Source organism: Bradyrhizobium sp. 142 (assembly GCF_023074015.1).
Classification (GTDB): Bacteria; Pseudomonadota; Alphaproteobacteria; order Rhizobiales; family Xanthobacteraceae; genus Bradyrhizobium.
The window spans coordinates 42,607-63,373 of sequence record NZ_JADPKQ010000324.1 but is presented as its reverse complement, the minus strand read 5'-3'; the positions used below and the strand labels follow the sequence as shown (position 1 = coordinate 63,373).

The following is a 20,767-nucleotide window of genomic DNA, read 5'->3' as shown; positions in this document are numbered from 1 at the left end:
GAGAAGGAAGAAAGCCGCTGTTATTTCAGCTTGCCGGTGGACAGATCCATGATCATGCGCGTGGCCAGATAAAGACGCGGCACGATGCTGTTGAGCTGCACATATTCGGCATCGTTGGAGTGCGCGCCGAAGCCCGACAGGCCCATGCCTTCCACCACCGCTCCCTTGGTCTTGAGCGCGGCAAATGCGGCGTCGGTGCCGCCCCCGGTCGCCTTCTCATCGACCTTGAGGGACAGTCCGAGCTCCTGATAGATCGTCTTGCCGTAGGCCGCCACGCCGCGCGAGGCGTCGTTGGCCTCTAACGGCGGGCGACGCACCTCGAATTTCAGGTCGACCTTTGAGTCGGGCAGCAGACGATTCCTGATCTTGTCCCGCAGCGCCTTTTCCAGCTCGTCGAAATCCGCCACCTTGAGCGCGCGCGCATCGGCCTGGGCGGTGGCCTCGGCAGGGATCACGTTGCGGTTGGTACCGGCCTTGGAGACGGTCCAGTTCAGCTTGAGACCCTGCTCGGGCCTGGACAGGTCCTTCATCTGCAACAGCTGGTGCGAGAGCTCGTACAGGGCATTGACGCCGCCCTCGGGCCGTGCGCCGGCATGCGACGACTTGCCCTGCACGGTGAGATAGGCCGAGCCGATGCCACTGGTGGCGAGGCGCAGCGTGCCGTCGGTACCACCGCCTTCGAACGAGAACACGACATCCTGATCCGCGGCGAGCCGGGCGATGGTGCTGCGCCAGCCGGGCGAGGAGACCTCCTCGTCGCCATTGATGAGCACTGTGAGTGTGCCGAAATCCTTGAAGTTCAGCTTCTGCAGCAACGCCACGGTATGGAGAATGAGTGCGACGCCCTGCTTGTCGTCGGCAATGCCGAGGCCGTAGGCCTTGTCGCCGTCGATGCGGAACGGTTGGTCCTTCAGCATGCCTTTCAGGTACACCGTGTCCATATGGGCGATCAGCATGATCTTTTTGCCGCCGGTGCCCTTGAAGACGGCGTGCACGGCCGGGCCGATCTTCTCGGGCGTGTCGTCGAGCCGATAGATCTCGTTGGGCTGCAGGATCTCCACCGTGCCGCCGAGCTGCTTGAGCTGCGCGGCGACGCGCTCGGCGATCTGGTTCAGTCCGTCGATGTCCTTGCTGCCGGATTCGATGCTGACGAGATCGCGCAGCGTGTCGAGCAGCGGCTGCTGCTCCTTTTGCGCCAGCGCATGGATATCGGCCATCACATTCGCACTGGGCTCGGCATGCGCAACGGTGGCGGCACATGCCAGCCAGAGCGACGCGATCAACGGACGAGCGAGCGATGGAACAGGGTGCGATCGAGGCATGAGCGGCGGCCCTAGGTTGGAGGATGGCCCGGTATGCCCGTGTTTCCGGCGCCTGTCACGCGCCCGGCTCACGTGTCATGCACTGCCGAGGCCGAACATGATTGGAGGGCCATGGCCGCTGGCCGTCTAAGCCGAAAGTAGCAGAACCGGCTGGCAAGGGGAGCCGGGCATTTTGTGTCCCTCACCATCGTCGGGCTGGAAATCGGATGACACATGTTCCATGCTGTCTCCAAGCCTCGGCAAGAAGGCCCATCATCACAATCCATCAGGGTAGGAAATCATGAAGAGAAGAGACTTCATCAAGGTCACAGGACTTGGCGCAGCGGGTGCAGTGACGCTCGCCGCTCCCGCGATCGCGCAGTCGACGCCGGAGATCAAGTGGCGCATGCCGACGAGCTGGCCGAAATCGCTCGATACGCTCTACGGGGGCGCCGAGATGATGGCGAAGATGGTGGCGGAAGCGACTGACAACAAATTCCAGATCCAGACGTTTGCGGGCGGCGAAATCGTGCCCGGGCTGCAAGTGCTCGACGCAGTGCAGAACGGCACCTGCGAGATCGGCCACACGGCGTCCTACTACTATTTCGGCAAGGACCCGACCTTTACGTTCGGCTCGGCGGTGCCGTTCGGACCGAACATGCGCATCAACCAGGCCTGGTACATGCTGGGCGGCGGGCGGGAAGTTCTCAACGAGTTCTACAAGAAGTACAACGTCGTCTCGCTGCTTGCCGGCAATACCGGCTGTCAGATGGGCGGCTGGTTCCGCAAGGAAGTCAAAGTGCCCCAGGACTTCAGCGGCCTCAAATTTCGCATCGGCGGCTTTGCGGGGCGCGTGTTGCAGAAGCTCGGCGCGGTGCCGCAGCAGATCGCCGGAGGCGATATCTACCCGGCGCTCGAGAAGGGCACCATCGACGCCGCCGAATGGGTCGGACCGTATGACGACGACAAGCTCGGCTTCGTCAAGGTCGCGCCGCACTACTACTTTCCGGGCTGGTGGGAAGGCGGCCCGATGCTTCTCGCCTTCGTCAATCAGGACAAGTGGAACGCGCTGCCGAAGCACTACCAGAGCGTCCTCGAGCAGGCGGGCCACTTTGCCAACAACTGGATGATGGCCAAGTACGACCAGTCCAACCCGCCGGCGTTGCGGCGCCTGCTCGCTGCGGGCGCCAAGCTGCATCCGTTCTCCCCGGAGATCATGCAGGCCTGCCTGAAGGCCGCAAAGGAACTGCACACCGAAGTCGCGTCCACCAATGCGGATTTCAAGAAGGTGTACGACTCGCTGACGGCCTTCTCAACCAACGGATATCAGTGGTTCCAGGTCGCCGAAGTCGGCTACGACAACTTCATGGCGCGAAACTCGCAGAGCTGACCGCAGCGCGCCGTTGGCCAAACGAAAAACCCGGAGCGGTGGCTCCGGGTTCTTTTTTTGCGGGCGACGCCAGCGCTATTGTTTCGGTTGGCCGAAGTCGAGCGGCGGCAGCTCGATCTGCGGAATCTCGATCTTGATGGTGTTCGGATCGATGTTGGACTGCACGCCCTTGTAGTGCATCACCATCGAAGGGAACGCGATCACGATGAGCACCATGATGATCTGGATGACAACGAACGGCACCGCACCCCAATAGATCTGCCCCGTCGTGACCGGGTCCATGCGTTTGCCGGTGACGCGATCGGTATAGCGTTCTTTCGGCGCGACCGAGCGCAGATAGAACAGCGCAAATCCGAACGGCGGATGCATGAACGAGGTCTGCATGTTGATGCCGAGGATGACGCCGAACCAGATCAGGTCGATGCCGAGATGCTCGGCCGCGGGCCCGAGCAGCGGGATCACGATGAAGGCAAGCTCGAAGAAATCGAGGAAGAACGCCAGCACGAACACGAAGGCGTTGACGAAGATCAGGAATCCGATCTGTCCGCCGGGCAGGGAGGTCAGCAGGTGCTCGACCCAGACATGGCCGTTGACGCCGTAGAAGGTCAGCGAGAACACGCGGGCGCCGACCAGGATGAAGACGACGAATGCGGACAGCTTCGCCGTCGATTCGATGGCTTGGCGGATCAGGTCCCAGCTCAGCCGCCGCTTCATACCGCCGAGAATGAGTGCGCCGGTCGCGCCCATCGCGCCGCCTTCGGTCGGCGTGGCGAGGCCGATGAAGATCGTGCCCAGCACCAGAAAGATCAGGAACAGTGGCGGCACCATGACGAAGGTCGTCTGCTGCGCCAGCTTCGACAGGAAGCGGAAGCCCGTAAGCTTGTCGATGATCCAGTTCACGATGGCGACGAAGAACGCGAACAGGATGCCGAAGAACATGCTGAGCACGACGTAGTCGGCGCCATGACTCTCCGAGCTCCGCATCATGAACCAGCCGAAGACGCAGCTCGCCAGGAACAGGACACCGAGCGAGACCAAACCCCGGCTACCGCTGTCCTCGCGAAAGCCGATCGCATCCTTGGGAAGGCCCGGCGCGGCCTTCGGGAAGATCAAAGTTACGAGGAATGCGTAGACGGCATAAAGGCCCGCGAGCACCAAGCCCGGAACGAACGCGCCTTCGTACATGTCGCCGACGGACTTGCCGAGCTGGTCGGCCATCACGATCAGGACGAGCGAGGGCGGAATAATCTGCGCCAGCGTTCCGGAAGCTGCGATGATACCGGTCGCCATGCGCCGGTCATAGCCGTATCGCAGCATGATAGGCAGTGAGATCAAGCCCATCGAGATCACCGACGCCGCGACGACGCCTGTCGTCGCCGCAAGCAGTGCGCCGACGAAGACCACGGCATAGGCGAGGCCGCCGCGGACGGTGCCGAACAACTGGCCGATCGTGTCGAGCAGATCCTCCGCCATCCCGGAGCGTTCGAGCACCAATCCCATGAAGGTGAAAAACGGAATCGCGAGCAGCGTGTCGTTGTTCATCACGCCGTAGACGCGTTCGGGCAGGGCCTGGAGAAAGTCGGGGTGGAACTGGCCGAGCTGAATCCCGACCACGGCGAAGATCAGGCCGACGGCGCCGAGCGAGAATGCCGCGGGATAGCCGAGCAGCAGCACGACCACCAGCGACGCGAACATAATCGGCGCCATATTGGCGATAAGAAACGCGGTCATCAAATTCCCCCTCAAACGCCGCCGGCGCTACTTCTTCTCGATGGCCTCGACGAGGTGCTCGACCTCCGCCTCGATTGCCGACACCTGCGACTCGTGAGGGTCGGGGATCATGCCGCGCATGATTGCGATGCGCTTGATCAGCTCGGAGATGCCCTGAACGAACAGGAAGGCGAAAGCGATCATAATGAGCGACTTGGCAGGCCACTGCGGCAGGCCGCCCGCGTTGCCCGACTGCTCGTTGAGTTGGAACGAGCGCTGGAAGAACGGTACGCCGGTGATCATCATGACCACCGTCAGCGGCAGCAGGAAGACCGCGTGGCCGATGATATCGATCACGTTGCGAGCCGTCTTAGGCAACATGTTATTGATGATGTCGATGCGGATGTGCTCGTTGTCCAGCAGCGTCCAGGGCGCGCACAGCAGGAAGACGATGCTGAACAGCACCCATTGCAGCTCGAGCCAGGAATTGGAGGACGTATCGAACGTCTTTCGGACGATCGCATTCATGGCCGAGATGATCACGGCAACCAGGATCAGCCATGCCAGACGCTTGCCCGTCCAACGTGTGAACGCGTCAATTCCATGGCTCAGCTTTAGGAGCGCTTGCAACGATAGGTCCTCCCCCGATTTTGCCCCGGCCGTCTTGACTGCGCCGAGTGGCGCGTGGCTTGTCTCGCCGCGCAGGCATGAGCAGCCGCACCAAACCAGCGAGCGTGCTGCCAGTCAATCGGAAGTTTGTTGATAGTTAAGGGGAATAAGGCTCGCGTCGCGGATAACCGCTACCCGCCGGTCACGCTCATGTGGCGGCTGACGCTGGGACGGTCGTGGCGGCGGTCGATGATGAAGTCGTGGCCCTTGGGCTTCAGGCCGATGGCGCGGTCGATCGCATCCGCAAGCAGCACATCTTCGCTGGAGGCACGCAGCGGCTTGCGCAAATCGGAGGCATCCTCGTGGCCGAGGCAGGTGTGCAGTGTTCCCGTGCAGGTGATCCGCACCCGGTTGCAGGATTCGCAGAAATTATGGGTCATCGGCGTGATGAAGCCGAGCTTGCCGCCGGTCTCGGCGACGCTGACATAGCGCGCCGGCCCGCCGGTGGTCTCGGCTAGATCCGTCAACGTGAATTGCTGGGCGAGCCGCGCGCGCACCAGCGACAGCGGCAGATATTGGTCGATGCGGCCCGCGCCGATCTCGCCCATCGGCATCACTTCGATCAGCGTCAGTCCCATGCCCTTGCCATGGGCCCAGCGCATCAGGTCGGGAAGCTCGTCCTCGTTGAGGTTCTTCAGCGCCACCGCGTTGATCTTGACGCTAAGGCCCGCGGCGCGCGCGGCCTCGATGCCATCCAGAACCTTGTCCATCTCGCCCCAGCGGGTGATTTCGCGAAACTTTTTGGGGTCGAGCGTGTCGAGCGAGACGTTGATGCGGCGCACGCCGCAATCGGCGAGTTCCCTGGCGTATTTCGCCAGCTGAGTGCCGTTGGTGGTCAGCGTCAGCTCGCCCAATGCGCCGGTTGCGAGATGGCGCGACAGCGAGCGCACCAGTGTCATCACGTTGCGGCGGACCAGCGGCTCGCCGCCGGTGAGCCGCAGCTTCTTCACGCCCTTGGCGATGAAGGCCGAGCAGAGCCGGTCAAGCTCCTCCAGCGTCAGCAGGTCCGCCTTGGGCAGGAATGTCATGTCTTCCGACATGCAGTAGAAGCAGCGCAGGTCGCAGCGGTCGGTGACCGAGACGCGCAGGTACGAGATGGTCCGCCCGAACGGATCGGTCATGGGGCTCGACAGCTGGGCGAGGGCGGAGGATCCGTTCATACAACAGGCCTTGTCAGTAACGGCGAGGTGCGCACCTTTGCGTCAGCGGTGCTCTGGAAGCAATCAATCTAAGCATCAGACGCGGCAAGGACAATCGGGCGCGGCGCGGAGATCAGCGCTTGCCGGCGCTCGGATCGGGGAACGGCGACCCCGCGGCAGGTGCGGCGGCCGGTGCCGCGGCTGCGGCCGGTTTCGGCTTCTTCGGCCGGTGCGGTTTCCTCATCGGCTTGGGTGGGGTGGCCGGCTGGAGCTGGGCGAACACCGGATTCGGGTCGGTGGTGACGGAGGCGGGCGTGGTGAGATCGCCGGGATTCTTGATGACGTTCACCGGCACGCTGGCCGGCTGGAACTTGTTCAGGGCGTAGCTGACCGTGAAGGGCGCTTCGGGTGAGGGAACCGAGACGGAGCAGGGCGTCTTGCAACCCGAGCCGAGCGAGGTTTTGGCGTCGGCGCCCGGCGGGCTGGATTCGAGCTGGACCTGGAGGGTCGGCGGGGCCGATTTGAACATGTCCCAGGACACCGAGGAGCAGCCACCAAGACTTGTTGCTCCAAAAAAGCTCGCTGCCGCTAACGCAATCGCGATGACACGACGCATGATCATCCACTTCCACTGCGACGAACCGCCACAATCCCCGGCAGCGACCTTAGGGGCGTGGTTTTACCCGCGCAACCGGCGGACGGCGCATAGTTAATCGTTGGTTAACGCGGAACTTCTTGGGATTGCGTAGTGATTTCAGGGCCTTTGGCCGCTATCAGACTGCTGGCGGCGGCCGGCAGGTCGCGCATGTGATGGATCAGCCGGTCCGGCTTGAGGTCTGCGATCGGCACGTCCGTGTAGCCGAAGCTGACCCCGATCACGGGCACGCCGGCCCGCCGCGCCACCCCGACGTCGGGCCCGGCATCGCCGACCATGATGCTGGCCGTGAGCTGCCCGCCGGCCCGGGCCACCGTCTCGCGCAGGATGGTGGGGTCGGGCTTTGGAACGCCAAAGGTATCGGCACCGCAGATCGCCGCGAACCGGCGGCTGAGGCCGAGCTGGTCCAACAGCCGCTTCGACAGCCATTCCAGCTTGTTGGTGCAGACCGCGAGACGGTGGCCTTGCGCCGCAAAATAGTCGAGCGCAGCCTCCAGCCCCTCGAAGGGCCGGGATTCGACCGCGATATGGTCGGCGTAATAGGCGATGAAATCCGCCGTCAGCCGGTTCATGTCAGCGAGGCTGACGGTGCGGCCCTCGGCCTCCAGGCCCCGCTCGATCAGCTTGCGCGCGCCGGCGCCGATCATGTTGCGGGCGGACTGCATCGGCACTGGCGGCAGCCCTTCGCGGTTGAGCACGTGGTTCAGCGCGCTGATCAGGTCGGGCGCCGTATCCACAAGCGTACCGTCGAGATCGAAAACGATTGTGTGCGGGGAGGTCATGAACGAAAGCGCTATCGGTCCGGCCGTACCGGCGCAAGGGGCGGGCCCATAAGATCAGCTTATAGGCCTGTTCCCCAGACCTGTTCTCCGGAGGAAAACGAGGCTACACAGGCCGCCGAACGCGGCCTATGCCGGCGGCACACTCTTGGGATCAGACTCGTGGGATCAGAGGCGGACGCAATTTGAACATGGACCAGTTGAAGCGGGAGGCGGCAGCGCGCGCGCTCGAGGAGGTGCGTGACGGCATGCAGCTCGGGCTCGGCACCGGCTCGACCGCGAAGCATTTCGTCGAGCTGCTCGGCGAACGCGTGCGCGCCGGGCTCAAGGTGATCGGCGTGCCGACCTCGGAGGCGACGCGCCTTGACGCCGTGCGCTGCGGCGTGCCGCTGACCACGCTGGACGAGATCGACCATCTCGACATCACTATCGACGGCGCCGACGAGATCGATCCTGCGCTCAATCTGATCAAGGGCGGCGGCGGTGCGCTGTTGCGCGAGAAGATCGTAGCGGCGGCTTCGGATCGCATGATCGTGATTGCCGACGACAGCAAATGGGTGGCGACGCTCGGCCGCTTTCCGCTGCCGGTCGAGGTCATCCCGTTCGGCCTCGGCGCAACCCGGCGCGCGATCGAGAAGGCATTTGCGCAATGCGGCGCTTCCGGGCAAATGGCGGTCCGCAACGGCAAGGATGGCCACGTTTTCGTCACCGATGGCGGCCACTGGATCGTCGATGCCCAGCTCGGACGGATTGAGGATCCGGCTCATCTCGCCACGGCGTTGAGCGCGATCCCCGGCGTGGTCGAGCATGGTCTGTTTATCGGCTTGGCCAGCTCGGCCGTTTTGGCGGGTGGCAAGGGAATTCGCGTGATTGAACGGCGAAAGCCGAAAGGAGACTAGGAATGAAGAGCGTTTTGAAATTGTTGCCGGCCGCTGCCCTCGCTGTGGGACTGGCCGTTTGCGCCGGCCCGGCCCTGGCCCAGCAGGCGGCGGCGCCAAAATCGTCGCCGGCCGCGATTGCGGCGGCCAAGGAAATCCTGGCGATGAAGAATGCCAGCGCGATGTACGCCAACGCGGTGCCGGGCATGGTCGAGAAGACCAAGGGCGCGCTGATCCAGCAGAACCTCAACTACCAGAAGGATCTGAACGAGGTGGCGCCGATCGTTGCCCAGCAGCTCAACGGCCGGGAAAAGGAGATCGGAGAAGGCATGGCGCAGGTCTATGCCAGCGAGTTCACCGAGCAGGAGCTGAAGGATCTCGTTGCCTTCTACAAGTCGCCGCTCGGCAAGAAGCTGGTCGAGGCCGAGCCCAAGGCCATCGGCCTCAGCATGGCGTTCATGAATTCATGGGCGCAAAACTTCACAGAGACCGTGATGGGCGCCTTCCGCGCCGAGATGCGCAAGCGTGGCAAGGAGATCTGATCGATACTATCTGATCAGAAGTCCTTGAAAGGGGTCGGAGTGGACAATGGCTGAATTCGACGTCGACCTCTTTGTCGTCGGTGGCGGTTCGGGTGGCGTGCGCGCCGCCCGCATCGCGGCGGGATACGGCGCCCGCGTGACGGTCGCGGAAGAGTATCGCATGGGCGGCACCTGCGTGATCCGCGGCTGCGTGCCGAAGAAGCTGTTGGTGATCGGCTCGCATGTCCGTCACGAGGTCGAGGACGCCGCCGGTTTCGGCTGGACCATTCCGCCCGCGACCTTCGACTGGCCGACATTGATCGCCAACAAGGACAAGGAGATCGCGCGGCTGGAGGCGGCCTACACCGCCAATGTCGAGAAGTCCGGCGCGCAGATCGTCAAGAGCCGGGCGCTAATCGAGGACAAGCACACCGTCCGTCTGATCGAGAATGACCGCAAGATCACCGCAAAATACATCCTGATCGCAACCGGCGGTGCGCCCAACCATGGCGCCTCGATCCCCGGCATCGAGCATGTGATTTCCTCAAACGAGGCCTTCCATCTCAAAAAGCTGCCGAAGCGGATCGTGATCCAGGGCGGCGGCTACATCGCGCTGGAATTCGCCGGCATCTTTGCCGGCTTCGGCTCCGACGTCACCGTGATCTATCGCGGCGACAACATCTTGCGCGGCTTCGACGACGACGTGCGCGCTCACGTGCGCGCCGAGATGGAGAAGCAGGGCATCACCATTCTCACCGCGTGCACGGTGACCAAGGTCGATCGCCATGGCGAGGAGTTCACCACCCATCTGTCGAACGGCTCGAGCGTCGCCTCCGACCAGGTGATGTTCGCGATCGGCCGTCATCCCAACGTCGCCAATCTCGGTCTGGAGAAGGCCGGCGTTGCCATCAATCCGACTAACGGCGGCATCGCGGTCGACCATTTCTCCAAAAGTTCGGTCGACAGCATCTACGCGATCGGCGACGTCACCCATCGCCACAATCTGACCCCGGTCGCGATCCGCGAGGGGCACGCCTTCGCCGACACCGTGTTCGGCAAGCGCGAGGTGAGGGTGGATCATTCGACCATCCCGACCGCAGTGTTCTCGCAGCCGGAGGTCGGCACCGTCGGCCTCACCGAGACCGAGGCGCGGGCGCAGTTTGGCCATGTCGACATCTACAAGACGTCGTTCCGTCCGATCAAGGCGACGATGTCCGGCCGCGACACCCGCGTGCTGATGAAGCTCGTCGTCGACGGCGCGTCCGACCGCGTGCTCGGCTGTCACATCGTCGGTGATGCCGCCGCCGAGATCACCCAGGCGGTCGCGATCGCCATGAAGATGAAGGCGACCAAGGCCGACTTCGACGCTACCTTCGCGCTGCATCCGACCGCCGCCGAAGAGCTCGTCACCATGCGCACTCCGACCGCGCGTCACGTGCGGCAAGCGGCGGAGTAGGGGCGCCACGAGCGCAGCTCGGGCGAGGCCTGCGCCTACGCGTACAAATATCCGACCGGCTTGCCTTCGGTGCGCAGGGGACGAATGTCCCTCCGTGTGATGATCTGAGCGGCCAAGCCGTCGATTTCGTCACGCTGGGTCGGCGTCCAGCTGCGAAGGTTGTTCATGCCTTGCAGAAGGCCGAGCCGGAGGACCTGGGTGTTTTCACCGACGCCGACGAGGCTTGTCGCGTTTTTGCCGGCCGTCACCACATCGCCGGCCGTGAGCTCAAAGCTCTCGCCAGCCTTGTTGCTGAATTCGGCGGTGCCGCGAATGACGCGGTAGATGACGACTTCGCCTTTGGCAAAACAGGCGCCGTCCGCTGCCGTCGACGTGCTCTTCGGCAACAGCGACTGGCCGCGCGGGTCGGTTGCGATGATATGGCCGGTGACGAGATGACCGCTCGGGATTTCGATGCCGATATCGCGCACGTAAACCGGCGTGGCGGATTTGATCAGACTATCGGACAGCGGCTTGAACAGCGCATCGAGCGCCAGCGGATCCTGAAGCCAGAACCCTGCATTCGCCGGGCGATCATGCAGCGGATGGCTCCAGGCCACCCGCGGCGTCTCGGCTTCGTCGATCTGATCCGGGCCAACGATTGTCGGGTTCGGAAAGGTCGTCGGATCGGTGATGAAGGCTTCGAGGAATTTGCCGGAGTAGCCCATGGAGATCGGATCCGGCACCACCGTCTGCGGCGTCTTCAGGTTCTCTTCGGTCGACAGGCCGGACCAGGTGTAAAACAGCTGGCGGTGGACGATCGCGCTTTGCAGCATCACTGCGCCTGGACCGACATTGTAGAAGCGCCCATCGTAGTCGAAGGTGAACGCGCCCGAGGTCACCAGCACGAGCTGAAAGCCACCCGGTGGAAGATGGAGATGGAAATCGGTGGGGCCGGTGTCCGGGCGATAGATCGGCAGATTCGTCGCGACTTCATGAAGCAGGAAGGTCTCGTTGTTGGCGTGAAAGCCCGCGTCCGCACGGTTGTAGAGGGCTTGCGGACGATAGGTCGCCTCATACTTCGCATCCCGGTCGCGATCGATCGCGACGAAATCCTGGCTGTTCAGGCGCAGCGGCGCGCCATCCGGGCGCGTGAGGCCGGTGGTTTTGAGATCGCCCGCAGCATGCACGTTCATGACATCCTCCAATCCGAGCAATCCGCCTAGTGGGGAGTGCCGCGAGACTCGGGCCTGATGCTTCCTTGCGAATTCTGGGCCAGTTGTGGCGCAGAGCGGCTCATCGATTCGTTGGCCTGCTAGCGGCGGGCCCGATTGGAAAAATCGAGATTGCACGGGATGTTAAGTCGGTCGATTCTCCGTGCTGCGTTTGCCTTCCTCGCAAGCGCTTGCAGTGAGCCAGAGTTAGCTTGTCTAATTTGTCGGCAAGCCTCGCCAAGGCGAGTGCAGCGGCGAGCGGATGCGGCGATGGCAGATCGGACGCAGCAGTTGGATTGTCGCCCCGGCCGGCCTCGATCGGCAGTCGGGCGAGACCAATCCGCGCATCGATTGACATTTTGTTCATGATTTGTTCTTATGCTGCAACTATACCCGGGAGGCAGCGATGGACAACCGTATCAACGAAATCCGCAGAACCATTAGGGCGCTCCGCGTCAGCATGCTCGAGGCTGAAGCCATCGTGCGTGAACAGATCAACCGGGATGAGGACTGCAGCTTCGTGGCGCAGGAGATCCTCAAGATGCGTTCGGTCATGAGCCTGCTGGTGAGGGAGCGGACCGCGCTCGGCGATGACGAGCCGATTCTCGTCAACTGCCTGTTCGTCCGGCGGCGCCGTCCGGCGCGAAGCTCGGTTGCTGTGCGTCCCCTGAAGTACGGTCTTGTTTCCGCTCAACGCCTGGCGGCGGGGATCTGACGCGGAAGGGCGGCTCATTCGAAGGATTGACGCGAGATCAGCTTAGGCTTGCCCGAGGGACTGTCGGCCCACTTCGCCATGTCCATCGTTCTTGCGTCCAGGCTTTCGCACCACAAGCAACGGGGCTTTGCACGGCCGTTCTCGGATAGGATAGGGACCAGGCCATGGCCGCAGCCGGGGCAATAGGCGACGTGGTTCATGCGTTTCCTCCGCGACACAACAAGTTGGGAACGATGTTTTCGTTCCCCAGGCTTGCGCGGGCGCTATGACGGTGCCTGGGCGCCGCCTGCGGTTGCGGCGCGTTCGGATGTCGTCGATGCAGCGATCCGTCGTGACACCGCTGCGAGCTCCAGCGTCGGGTGCTGCATCGACGGCCGCATCGCCCAACATGCGTGCTGAGACGCACCAACACACCTGACGGGACGATAGCTCCCGACAACGGATTCCGGGGGCCGTGAGCATCAGGCCGAGAGCGGGATGAGAGGCGCAACCTCGCGATCCTGCGCGTTCTCGCTTGCCGCAAGACCTTGTGCGACGCCGACACGGTCGGCCTCGGGGCGGTTCTGGTTCATCTTGCACTTGCCTTCGAACCGCACGACGGGAATGCGCAAACCCACGATTCCGCGCAATTGTGCGGCGATGAAATCGGCGGGGGCGTCATCGACGGCCCAAGGCTTTGCGCGCGAACTTTCGTGCCTGTTGGTCAGCCGCGTTACCGCCTCGAGCAGGCGCTCCGGCTCGTGGAAGAATTCGACCGGGCCGTAGGCGTGCACGGCAACATAGTTCCAGGTCGGGACGACCTTCCCGGTTTCCTGCTTGGTCGCGTACCAGGACGGTGTCACATAGGCGTCGGGACCGCTGAAGATGGCCAGCGCATCTCCGATCGGCGGCAGCTTCCATTGCGGGTTGGCCTTGGCCACATGTCCGTACAGCACGCCATGCTCTCCCTCGCTCTCGTCGAGGAAGAGCGGCAGCGGCGTGGCGACCGGACCGTTGGTCGTAGCCGTCACGAGGCTGGCGAGCCGGGCACCGCGGATGGTGGACCGGATGCTCTCGATATCGTCTTTGAAGGCCGGGGGGATGTACATGGTGTGTCTCCGTTCTTGATCCGGAGATAGCCGAAGCCTGGTCTGGATTAAACGACCAGTTTAGCGAAGTTTTATCAGTCCAGTTCATCGACCGCCTGGGCCAGAAGCTTGCAGCCGCGTTCGATCTGCGCAGTCTCCAGAGCCGAATAGCCCATGATGAGGCCGACTGGCTCCCGCGACCGCCGAACGCCGACGAACAGCACGGAGACGGGATAGATGCCAACGCCCTTGGCGCGAGCCGCCTTGACCAAGGCATCCTCACTTTTTTGCGGCACGCCGTCGAACCAGGCCACCACATGCAGGCCTGCGGCCGTGCCTTCGATCCGGACGCGATCGTCGAAGCGGCGGTGCAACGCATCGACCAGTGCCTGCTGGCGTTCTGCGTTGCGCCGGCGCACGCGCCTGATGTGGCTGTCATAGGCGCCACTCTCCAGCAACGCGGCGAGCGCGTCCTGCTCGGTGAGCGGCGTGTGCCGGTCCATGATCTGCTTGGCGGCGGCGAACAGGGGGCGCAGCCCAGCGGGCATGACAAGGTAGCCGATCCGCAAGGTCGGGGAGAGCGTCTTGGAGACGGTCCCGAGATAGATCACGTTGTCGCTGCCCTCCAGCGCATGTAGTGGCGGGATCGGCTTGGTGTCGTAGCGATACTCGCTATCGTAATCGTCCTCGATCACGTAAGCATCGGCCTTCCGCGCCCAGGCGAGCAATTGGTGCCGGCGTCCGATCGGCATGACTCCGCCGAGCGGATATTGATGCGATGGCGTCACGTAGGCGAGGCGGGCCTCGACCCCGTCGAGGCGGGCCGTCTCCAGTCCATCCGCGTCGACCGGGATCGGCACCGTCTCGGCGCCCGTCGCCGCAAAAGTGTGCCGCGCCATCTGGTAGCCGGGATCCTCCATCACGAAGCGGTCGCCGGCATCGAGCAGCAGGCGCGCACAGATGTCGAGGCCCTGCTGGGAGCCGTTCACGACGACGATCTGATCGACGTCGCAGCGAACGCTTCGCGATCGCCACAGATAGCCCTGAAGTGCGGTCCGCAGCCGCAGCGAGCCGCATGGGTCGTCATAGGCCAGCCGCTCGAGCCTGCGCGCCATCGCAGCAATCAAGGCCTTCTTCCATGCCAGTACCGGGAAGTCCGATGCCGAGAGCTCGCCATAGCGGAAGTTCGCGATGAGCCCGTGCGGCGGCTCGGTCCAGCGCGGCGGGTCCTGAAGCAGCCGCTCGCCGAACGCCGACAGCCGCACCTTGCGCGCCGACGTCCGGGATGAGGCGCGCGCGCGTCCACGCTCGACGACGGCGCGGGCAACGCGCGGCCGTGCGCCATGGCGCGTCTCGATGAAACCTTCGGCGGCGAGCTGTTCATAGGCCACGGTGACCGTCGAGCGCGCCACGCCCATCTCGCCCGCAAGCGCCCGCGACGACGGCAGCAACCCGTCGATCCCGTACACCCGCGCCAAAATCTGATTTCTCAGGGCTTCGTAGATCTGGCGCGCGCCAGGATTCGGCTTCATCTGGATCATCCACATTCCAATCCGGCATTCGTCCGAACGGACGATGCCGGAAGGTGCTTCTAATCCCGTTCGCCGAGAGTTTCGACGTAAGCCTTGCCGTAGGGGTGAAAATGCTCCTTCTTGCCCTTGTCCCAGAGTGCTTTGAGTCCGGGTGCCGTGATGTCCCAATCCGGACGGCATTTCCTGCTGACGGCTCGCAGATCCTGGCGGAGTTCTTCGACGGTCGGACGACCGAAGAACCAATAGCCATTGTAAACCTTATGAATGACAAGGCGCGGTTCCAGCACGATGACGTGCGGAATCATCGGATTGTGGACCGGATCTGTATATTCGGCGATATCGAGATCCTTCTGAACGATACGCCGCGGATCGGAGAGAAAAGGCCAGTGCGCACCCACGCCGCTGCGGTACTCGCTGGTCTGGCTGATGGTGTCGGTCGTGATCGTGACCATGCGGCAGTAGCCCACCTCCATCTCCCGATGCAGTTGCAGCAACCCTTCGGCCTGCCGTCGATCCTTTGGACAAAAACCGCCGCGGCCCAGCACGAGCACCATCGGATCGTCACCCTGCAACTCAGAGAGCTTTCGATGCTTGCCGGTGTGGTCGCTGAGCTCGTAGTCCGGGAAGATGGCTCCCTCCACGATGTCGGTTCGCATTTGAATCTCGCCACGGTTGGTGCAGTTGCGTCGCCCGATCAAAGATCAATCACGATGTCGCCTTCGGGGCGTGAGCAGCAGATCAGGACATTGCCGTCCGCAGGGGCATCGATAGGGTCCGGCCGATAGCTGACCGTTCCCGCCACGAGCCCGGTCTCGCAGTTGTGGCAGACACCCGTTCGACACGACCAGCGTACGGGGACGTCGCAGGCCTCGGCCAATTCGAGCAAGCTTCCGTATGATGACGACCAGCGAACATTGAGACCGCTGCGGGCGAACGAAACGTTCGGTCCCGGGCCGGCAGGCCCGACCGGCAGATGCGGGGCCGTCCGCGGCGATGGAGCAATGCCCGGCGTCAGGGACGGCTTGGCGCCGAACAGCTCGGTATGGATGCGATCGGGCGCGACGCCTGAGGTCGCCAGGCCGGAGGTCAGATCGCTCATGAAGGTTGCCGGCCCGCAGATATAGAAGTCACTATCGCGCGGTACGTCGAGAGCCTGGAGCACTCGCATATCCAGACGGCCAGCCGTATCGAAGTCCATGGTGGGCCGATCGCCCGGTGTCGGCGCGCTGTAGCAGATGTAGCTGTGGTGGTGAGCGAGTGCACCCAGCAGTCCGCGCGCCTCGGCCGCAAACGGATGTTCGCGCCCGTTACGTGTCCCGTGCAGCCACCAGACGTCCCGGGCCGATGCCTGCGCCGCCAGCGCGTGAAGCATCGCGAGCACCGGCGTCACGCCGATGCCGGCACTCAACAGCGCGACAGGCCGCTCGCCCTGCCGCAGTGTGAAACCTCCGCGCGGCGCACTTGCGTGCACGATGTCGCCAGCGCGGAGCTCATCGGCGATGAAAGCGCTGGCCGCACCGTGCACCTCCCGCTTGACGCTGACACGATAGCGCGCGGTGCCAGGCTCTCCCGACAACGAATAGCTTCGCATCAGCGCCGGCGCGGAATCCGGCGTCAGCTGCAGCACGACGAACTGCCCGGGCAGAGCCGCAGCAACAGGCTGTCCGTCGGTCGGCTCGAGCGCGAGCGAGGTCACCCTGTCGCTTTCTCGCACCTTGCGCGCCACGCGAAACGGGCGCAATCCGCGCCACGCCGGAGGCGTGTCGGACGCTGCGACAAGTCCGGGATTTCCCATTGCCGCACCGTCTTTGCGCTGCTGGGTCAGTAGCGCTTCGAACGAATGACGCCAGCCGCTACTCAGCGCCGGAATGCGCAGCGCGTGCTCCAGGCGATCACGGGGATGTCCCGGCGTGTAAAGCAGCGCGTTGATGTCGACCACGCTCATGCGCTCGGGCCCCGATGCGACCTGCGTGATCTCGTCGCCGGCCTGCACCTGCCCTTCCTCGATCACACGAAAATAGAACCCAGGCCTGCCGTGCTTGACGAGCAGGGCCGCCATTTCCGGCTCGTTCAAGCGGATGCCGAGGCGGTAACAGGTCACGCGTGGCTGCGTCACCTCGAACACGGCGTTTCCGATCCGGTAGCGGTCCCCGATGCAAACCTCCGCGTCCGCCAGGCCCTCGACGGTGAAATTCTCCGCGCCCGGGAATGCAAATTGAGGGAGCCGCGCTCGCAATGACGGTGTTGAAGCAGTCAAGAATAATATCTCAGCACTTCGCCAGGACGATCGCGAGGATCTTGCCGCATCCCGCAACATGGAACCGATGCGGCCGCTGGTCGCACTAAGGCCGCCTTGATTCCGACAGACCTATCTTTATTTCTGGAGCGAACAAGAATCCGGGCCCCTCTGGCGAGGCCGCCGACGATGTCGGTAAACCTCGTGATGTCGGATGATCTGTCCCGCGCGAATGCGATGGATCGGCCGATCGTCGGGCCTACCCTGTTTCTCCGACCAAATCGTCCCCATCGCAGCTCCGCGCGGCCATTTGCGCAAGAGATTAAGGGAGCAACGATGTCTGACGCCAACCAATCAAACCCGATCGAGATCACCGAACCGTCGAGCCTCAACGAACAGGCTGCGGCGGCGCTGGTGATCGCCGGTGCGCTCGTCGCGGTGGCCGACCGGCAGGTATCGCCGTTGGAGCGCGATGAGGTGATCCGCTTCGTCAGGGATCGCAAATTGGCGCCGCACATCACCGACGACCGGCTGTTCGCAATTTTTGATGAACTCGCGGAACGGCTCGAGGAGCCCGACTTTGCCAATGTGGTGATCGACACGCTGCGTCCGGTCTCGGACCTGCCGCTGGCGACGCATCTGATGGACCTATCGGAACGCGTCGCGGCGGCGGACGAGGATGTGCATCCCCACGAAGTGCAGGCGATCAAGCTGCTGCGCCTGCTGACGCTGGTGCTGCCGCGCGCAAAGCCGGTCGTCTCAAATGCGCGCGCCGAACAGCGCGCCGCCTCAGAGGAGTGAGCATGAGCGTAGCCCCGGACGAACCCTCGACAGCTGCCGAAGGCGCTGTCGGCCCGTTGGCCGGCGGCGACCCGCGCCTCGATAAGCTCGTCCATCGACTGCCTCCGCGCTTCGCCGGCACCGTCACCTATCTGCTGCAACCGTCCAGTCGCTGGGTCAGGATTCCCTCCGGCGCGCTGCTCATCGTCGGTGGCGTACTCTCGTTCCTGCCGGTGCTCGGCATCTGGATGCTGCCGCTTGGGCTTGCGCTGCTCGCCGAGGACGTGCCCGCGCTGCGCTCGTCCCGTTCGAAGATCTTCGACTGGATCGAGCGGCGGAAACCGCAATGGCTCGATCCGTCCCCATCCAGAAATGAACAGTCATGACTGAATTCATCACTGCGGAGGCGCTGAGCGCGCTGCTCCAGGTCGTCTTGATCGACCTCGTGCTGGCCGGCGACAATGCGGTCGTCATCGGCCTTGCCGCCGCCGGCCTGCCGGCCAACCAGCGTCGGCGTGCCATCGTGGTCGGCATCATGGCCGCCACTGCGCTCCGCATCGTCTTTGCCGGAGTCGCGACCCAGCTCCTGCAGGTGATCGGCCTGCTGCTCGCCGGCGGCGTGCTGCTGCTGTGGGTGTGCTGGAAGATGTGGCGCGAGCTGCGGGAGCAGGCCGCGCACAGGCGCGAGTTCGCGTTCATCCATGGCGGCGGCGCAAGCGCTGCGGCGGCGCCGCGAAAAACCTTCGGCCAGGCGGCGGCACAGATCGTCGCCGCCGACGTCTCGATGTCGCTCGACAACGTGCTCGCGGTCGCGGGTGCCGCGCGCGAGCATCCCTACATTCTCGTCTTCGGCCTTTTGCTGTCGGTCGCGCTGATGGGCGTTGCCGCCGATCTGCTCGGCCGCGTGCTCCAGAAGCAGCGCTGGATCGGCTATGTCGGCCTCGCCATCATCGTTTACGTCGCCTTCGAGATGATCTATCGCGGCTCACTCGAGCTCGCGCCGGTCATCGCGAGTCTGTGAAGCGCGTCTTCTGTTTGCAATCCGGAGTGATCCATGACGTCTGAACCCAAGGCAGCTTCGGCGCTGTCCGCGCCGCCGCCGCAGATCGGGCCGTTTGCCCAACTCATCTTCGGCTCGCGCTGGCTGCAAGTGCCGCTCTATGTCGGCCTCATCGTCGCGCAGGCCGTGTATGTGCTGCTGTTCCTCAAAGAGCTCTGGCACCTGGTCGCGCACTCGTTCGACGCCAGCGAGCAGCAGATCATGCTGGTCGTGCTCGGGCTGATCGATGTCGTGATGATCTCAAACCTGCTGGTGATGGTGATCGTGGGCGGCTACGAAACGTTCGTTTCGCGCCTGAACCTGAGCGGCCATCCGGACGAGCCGGAATGGCTGAGCCACGTCAATGCCAGCGTGCTCAAGATCAAGCTCGCGATGGCCATCATCGGCATTTCCTCGATCTCTCTGCTCAGGACCTTCATCGAGGCGGGCAATCTCGGCACGACGCGCAGCAATTTCACCGAGACCGGCGTGATGTGGCAGGTGCTGATCCACCTGACCTTCATCATCTCCGCGGTCGGCATCGCCTGGGTCGACCGCATCAGCGAGAGCGGGCAGCGCAAGTCCGGCCACGGCTGAGCGATGAAGTGCGCCGGGATTGGCGGCAATCGTCGTCGCACCGGGGTCAGAAGCGAAGCGTAGCGTCCGCAAAATATCGGGCGTTTGCCAGCGTCTCGGACGGCATCTCGCCGAATATCGTCTTGTAGACCTTCGAAAATTCGCCCATGTGCCAGAAGCCGTTCGCGAGCGCTGCGGCTTTGATGGTCAGTCCGTTGCCTCCGATCATCAGCTGCGTGCGAACCGACCATAAGCGCTTGAGCCGCAGGTAATGATGCAGGCTGACGCCATGCACCGCGTGTGTCGCGGTCTGCAGTGTGCGGACGGATATGCCGAGCGCGCTCGCGAGATCGTTGCTGTAGAGCGGCTTGCTGCCGAACAACGCGACCACTTCGTCGAGACGCGCGATCAGCCTGCGGTGCTTGTCGAACGATCCGCGTCGCGCGGCCAGCGCGTCGGCCGGCACGAGCGTCGCGTCGAGGCAGGCGAGCAGCGTCTCCTGGATCGGCCGGTTGAGCGCTTCGAATTGCCGGGGATCGTTGCCTTCAGCGGCCAGGCTAAACATGTTCAGGATCGTGGCGCGCAGGCGTGCCATCGTCTCGTCATGGGGCCGGAAGAATCCGAGCCCGCGGTCGTAATCCGCCCAACCGCGATGCCGCATGTCCGAGTTGAAGCGCATCATCAGGTAGGTGTTGGGATGCTCCTCGACAGATTTGACGGGGACCCTGCCGCGTACGACACCCACGGTGGAACTCTCGATCTCGCGGCCGTTGCTGATCGAGTGATAGCAGAACGGGACCACGAGGCCGATGCCATGGTCGGTGCCGACATCGACGTCGAGGCGTCGGGCAAAAGCGCGCGCTGGAGCACGAACAGCCCGTCCTGGAGCGGCAGGATCGCGCGCGACAGGGAGAAATCCCGCGGGTGAAGCGGCGTGCTGGTGCCGAGGCCGAGCACCTCGTTGGCACGAAATTGGCCGAAGTCCGAGAAGCGCTCGATGCCGAGGACGCGCGAAGGCTTCAGCCGATGTAGCGGCATTGCGGGATCCTGGAGGTGGTGGTCTGGATTGGCGGGCCTAATCCGCGACAAGTATCAGATGGCCTGCCACCAGCCATATTCCGGATAACTACT

At 63.7% G+C, this 20,767-nt stretch carries 21 protein-coding genes; 9 read left to right on the top strand and 12 right to left on the bottom strand.

Annotated features, from left to right (window positions below):
• Positions 1-20 precede the first annotated feature (20 nt).
• Entirely contained in the window at positions 21-1,322 is a 1,302-nt protein-coding gene (locus tag IVA82_RS30280; protein ID WP_247383368.1) for a M20/M25/M40 family metallo-hydrolase, read from the bottom strand.
• 280 nt (positions 1,323-1,602) lie between these two features.
• On the opposite strand from IVA82_RS30280, the gene IVA82_RS30275 reads away from it, so the two are divergent.
• Entirely contained in the window at positions 1,603-2,691 is a 1,089-nt protein-coding gene (locus IVA82_RS30275; RefSeq protein ID WP_148739554.1) for a TRAP transporter substrate-binding protein, read from the top strand.
• Between the two features lie 75 nt (positions 2,692-2,766).
• Here IVA82_RS30275 and IVA82_RS30270 read toward each other — a convergent pair whose 3' ends face one another.
• The 5 genes from IVA82_RS30270 to IVA82_RS30250 all read right to left on the bottom strand — a co-directional run bounded on the left by IVA82_RS30270 (position 2,767) and on the right by IVA82_RS30250 (position 7,646).
• On the bottom strand, positions 2,767-4,422 hold the full coding sequence (locus IVA82_RS30270; protein ID WP_247383367.1) for a TRAP transporter large permease subunit: 1,656 nt from the start codon (positions 4,420-4,422) through the stop codon (positions 2,767-2,769).
• 27 nt (positions 4,423-4,449) lie between these two features.
• Positions 4,450-5,031, bottom strand: a complete 582-nt coding sequence (locus IVA82_RS30265) for a TRAP transporter small permease subunit (RefSeq protein WP_148739556.1) — start codon at positions 5,029-5,031, stop codon at positions 4,450-4,452.
• A gap of 170 nt (positions 5,032-5,201) precedes the next feature.
• Entirely contained in the window at positions 5,202-6,230 is a 1,029-nt protein-coding gene (moaA, locus tag IVA82_RS30260) for a GTP 3',8-cyclase MoaA (protein WP_247383366.1), read from the bottom strand.
• A gap of 112 nt (positions 6,231-6,342) precedes the next feature.
• Positions 6,343-6,825, bottom strand: a complete 483-nt coding sequence (locus tag IVA82_RS30255) for a hypothetical protein (protein WP_247383365.1) — start codon at positions 6,823-6,825, stop codon at positions 6,343-6,345.
• 104 nt (positions 6,826-6,929) lie between these two features.
• Positions 6,930-7,646, bottom strand: a complete 717-nt coding sequence (locus IVA82_RS30250) for an HAD family hydrolase (RefSeq protein WP_247383364.1) — start codon at positions 7,644-7,646, stop codon at positions 6,930-6,932.
• A gap of 182 nt (positions 7,647-7,828) precedes the next feature.
• Here IVA82_RS30250 and rpiA point away from each other — a divergent pair, with 182 nt between their 5' ends.
• Genes rpiA through gor form a run of 3 tightly spaced genes read left to right on the top strand, consistent with a single transcriptional unit; the run spans position 7,829 to position 10,498 of the window.
• Positions 7,829-8,542 carry a ribose-5-phosphate isomerase RpiA gene (gene rpiA, locus IVA82_RS30245; RefSeq protein WP_247383363.1) on the top strand — a complete coding sequence of 238 codons (714 nt, stop codon included), beginning with the start codon at positions 7,829-7,831 and terminating at the stop codon, positions 8,540-8,542.
• 2 nt (positions 8,543-8,544) lie between these two features.
• Entirely contained in the window at positions 8,545-9,063 is a 519-nt protein-coding gene (locus IVA82_RS30240) for a DUF2059 domain-containing protein (protein WP_148739561.1), read from the top strand.
• 46 nt (positions 9,064-9,109) lie between these two features.
• Positions 9,110-10,498, top strand: a complete 1,389-nt coding sequence (gene gor / locus IVA82_RS30235; RefSeq protein WP_247383362.1) for a glutathione-disulfide reductase — start codon at positions 9,110-9,112, stop codon at positions 10,496-10,498.
• A gap of 35 nt (positions 10,499-10,533) precedes the next feature.
• On the opposite strand, the gene IVA82_RS30230 is transcribed toward gor, so the two are convergent.
• Positions 10,534-11,673 carry a hypothetical protein gene (locus IVA82_RS30230; RefSeq protein ID WP_247383361.1) on the bottom strand — a complete coding sequence of 380 codons (1,140 nt, stop codon included), beginning with the start codon at positions 11,671-11,673 and terminating at the stop codon, positions 10,534-10,536.
• Positions 11,674-12,097: 424 nt separating this feature from the next.
• On the opposite strand from IVA82_RS30230, the gene IVA82_RS30225 reads away from it, so the two are divergent.
• Positions 12,098-12,406 (top strand): hypothetical protein, encoded by a 309-nt coding sequence (locus IVA82_RS30225; protein ID WP_247383360.1) that lies wholly within the window; start codon positions 12,098-12,100, stop codon positions 12,404-12,406.
• Positions 12,407-12,867: 461 nt separating this feature from the next.
• On the opposite strand, the gene IVA82_RS30220 is transcribed toward IVA82_RS30225, so the two are convergent.
• The 4 genes from IVA82_RS30220 to IVA82_RS30205 form a co-directional block, all read right to left on the bottom strand.
• Positions 12,868-13,494 (bottom strand): FMN-binding negative transcriptional regulator, encoded by a 627-nt coding sequence (locus tag IVA82_RS30220; RefSeq protein WP_247383359.1) that lies wholly within the window; start codon positions 13,492-13,494, stop codon positions 12,868-12,870.
• A gap of 74 nt (positions 13,495-13,568) precedes the next feature.
• A complete protein-coding gene (locus IVA82_RS30215; RefSeq protein WP_247493668.1) occupies positions 13,569-15,014 on the bottom strand; it encodes a PLP-dependent aminotransferase family protein in 1,446 nt (481 codons plus the stop codon).
• A gap of 50 nt (positions 15,015-15,064) precedes the next feature.
• Positions 15,065-15,661: a redoxin domain-containing protein gene (locus IVA82_RS30210; protein WP_247383358.1), complete on the bottom strand. Its 597-nt coding sequence runs from the start codon at positions 15,659-15,661 to the stop codon at positions 15,065-15,067.
• 38 nt (positions 15,662-15,699) lie between these two features.
• A complete protein-coding gene (locus tag IVA82_RS30205) occupies positions 15,700-17,262 on the bottom strand; it encodes an MOSC and FAD-binding oxidoreductase domain-containing protein (RefSeq protein ID WP_247383357.1) in 1,563 nt (520 codons plus the stop codon).
• A gap of 315 nt (positions 17,263-17,577) precedes the next feature.
• Here IVA82_RS30205 and IVA82_RS30200 point away from each other — a divergent pair, with 315 nt between their 5' ends.
• Genes IVA82_RS30200 through IVA82_RS30185 form a run of 4 tightly spaced genes read left to right on the top strand, consistent with a single transcriptional unit; the run spans position 17,578 to position 19,657 of the window.
• Positions 17,578-18,042: a TerB family tellurite resistance protein gene (locus IVA82_RS30200; RefSeq protein ID WP_247383356.1), complete on the top strand. Its 465-nt coding sequence runs from the start codon at positions 17,578-17,580 to the stop codon at positions 18,040-18,042.
• Between the two features lie 2 nt (positions 18,043-18,044).
• Positions 18,045-18,407: a hypothetical protein gene (locus tag IVA82_RS30195; protein ID WP_247383355.1), complete on the top strand. Its 363-nt coding sequence runs from the start codon at positions 18,045-18,047 to the stop codon at positions 18,405-18,407.
• Positions 18,404-19,042 (top strand): TerC family protein, encoded by a 639-nt coding sequence (locus IVA82_RS30190; RefSeq protein WP_247383354.1) that lies wholly within the window; start codon positions 18,404-18,406, stop codon positions 19,040-19,042. Before IVA82_RS30195 ends, IVA82_RS30190 begins: the two co-directional genes overlap by 4 nt.
• Positions 19,043-19,075: 33 nt before the next feature.
• Positions 19,076-19,657: a TIGR00645 family protein gene (locus IVA82_RS30185; RefSeq protein WP_247383353.1), complete on the top strand. Its 582-nt coding sequence runs from the start codon at positions 19,076-19,078 to the stop codon at positions 19,655-19,657.
• Positions 19,658-19,703: 46 nt separating this feature from the next.
• On the opposite strand, the gene IVA82_RS30180 is transcribed toward IVA82_RS30185, so the two are convergent.
• Entirely contained in the window at positions 19,704-20,438 is a 735-nt protein-coding gene (locus IVA82_RS30180; protein ID WP_247383352.1) for a helix-turn-helix domain-containing protein, read from the bottom strand.
• Positions 20,439-20,767: the final 329 nt, after the last annotated feature.